This window comes from Moorena sp. SIO3I6, assembly GCF_010672095.1.
In genome coordinates, this window is sequence record NZ_JAAHHU010001167.1 from 1 (window position 1) to 1610 (window position 1610).

Annotated in this window: 2 protein-coding genes; both read left to right on the forward strand. The window is 49.7% G+C overall.

All coding sequences use genetic code 11. The features are described 5' to 3' along the window. The first annotated feature begins 208 nt into the window (after positions 1 to 208). Positions 209 to 481, forward strand: coding sequence for a hypothetical protein (locus F6K49_RS47320; RefSeq protein ID WP_293072345.1), 273 nt, complete (start codon positions 209 to 211; stop codon positions 479 to 481). After that, complete coding sequence (locus F6K49_RS47325; protein WP_293109456.1) at positions 438 to 1463, forward strand: transposase; 1026 nt, start codon at positions 438 to 440, stop codon at positions 1461 to 1463. Before F6K49_RS47320 ends, F6K49_RS47325 begins: the two co-directional genes overlap by 44 nt. The last annotated feature ends 147 nt before the right edge of the window (positions 1464 to 1610 follow it).

Consider the following 1610-nt stretch of genomic DNA (forward strand, 5'->3'; position numbering starts at 1 on the left):
TCCATTGCTCCTCGTTAGGGATTGATATTTTACAGTTGACTAGCTTGTAGAGTGGGCAAAAACAGTTCTATTGTTTTGAGTATTCGAGACTAGAGAACTTTTCCCTAGCTAGTAGGGTGGGCAAAACCTGAGTGCCTGACACAAGTGCCTCAAAACCTGATTCTGCGTAGGTTATGGTTGCCGGTGGTGAGGGGACGGTCAAAGACAAGTGGTAGGGCCAGAGCGATCGCGCTTATTTGAGAAAAAAAGGGGTAGAGGGATATGCGAGGCTAGTGTCACGACACAACCAGCCCATGAGAGCATGTCCAACTCTACCCAAATTCATGATCAACTGTTAAACTTCCTGCGTCAATACAGCAACTATCGGGATCTGCGCCATCTAAAAACCTTAGCTTGGATGGTAAGTGCCTTAATTAGCAGCGGTCAGCTGAGCCTGAGTGCCTGGGATATCGAGCCGAGCAAAACTGGCTCAGAGCTTTGAACGTCGGTGGCATCGGTTTGTGAGCAATCGGCTCATTGGCGTGAAGGGGCTATACACTCCCTTGATGCTATTGGCATTGAAAGATTGGCAGTCCCACCGTCTGTACCTAGCCCTAGATACTACAGTGCTTTGGAATCGTTATTGTATGATTCATCTGTCAGTGGTGTGTTGTGGTCGTGCCGTACCATTTCTCTGGCTTGTATTAGAGCATGGTAGTGCCACGGTGGCCTTCAAGGAATATCAGCCATTATTACGCCAAGCCCGGTGGATATTGCGTCAACATACCGATGTGATGCTCTTAGCCGACCGGGGCTTTGCCAACCATGCCCTGATGAAATGGTTGCAACGGAGCAATTGGCATTACTGTCTGCGGCTGCCCTGTGATGTCCATTTGCACGGTCCCCGTCGCTATCCCATTGAACTCAGTTATCTTTGGCCGCCAAAAGGAGAAGCGGTGTTTTATCGCCATGTGGGCTTATGGCAAGATGGGGAATACCGTTCTCATTTAGTGTTAGCCAACATCAAAGGGGTCTTTGACCCCTGGGCAGTCATAACCGATGAAACCCCCAATTTAAAAACTTTGTGGCAATACGGTTTGAGGTTCCGGGTCGAGGAATTATTTTTGGATAGTAAGTCAGGAGCCTTTAAACTTGAAGAGTCCCGTATCCGTTCCGCGAGCGCTCTCGAACGACTCTACCTAGTCGCTGCTGTGGCTCTACTCTACAGCACAACTCAAGGTATGGCCGTTCAACTTAACGGTCTGCGACGGCAGGTTGATCCTCATTGGCAAAGGGGTATCAGCTACCTGAAAATCGGTCTGCGCTGGCTAATGGGAGTTCTCCACAAAGGTCGTCCACTTTTAACACCTATCCCCTTGCTACCCAAAGACCCGCAACCGTGCTTTGCTTCTCAAAAAGCCCGTGAGGATTTTTATGATCGCATCTGGTTCTCACGGATTCAGTCGTTACAGTGTCGAGCCTGATACGCATCGGTTTCACCCAGATGTGTCAGGCAGTCAGGTTTCGTGCTTCAAGGGATGCAGTGGCCATGAGGGGGTTTCCCCCACTCGCGCTTTGCATCAAGACAAGGAAGCAATTTCCACGCTGCTGTTTATGTAAGGGGAGCGACT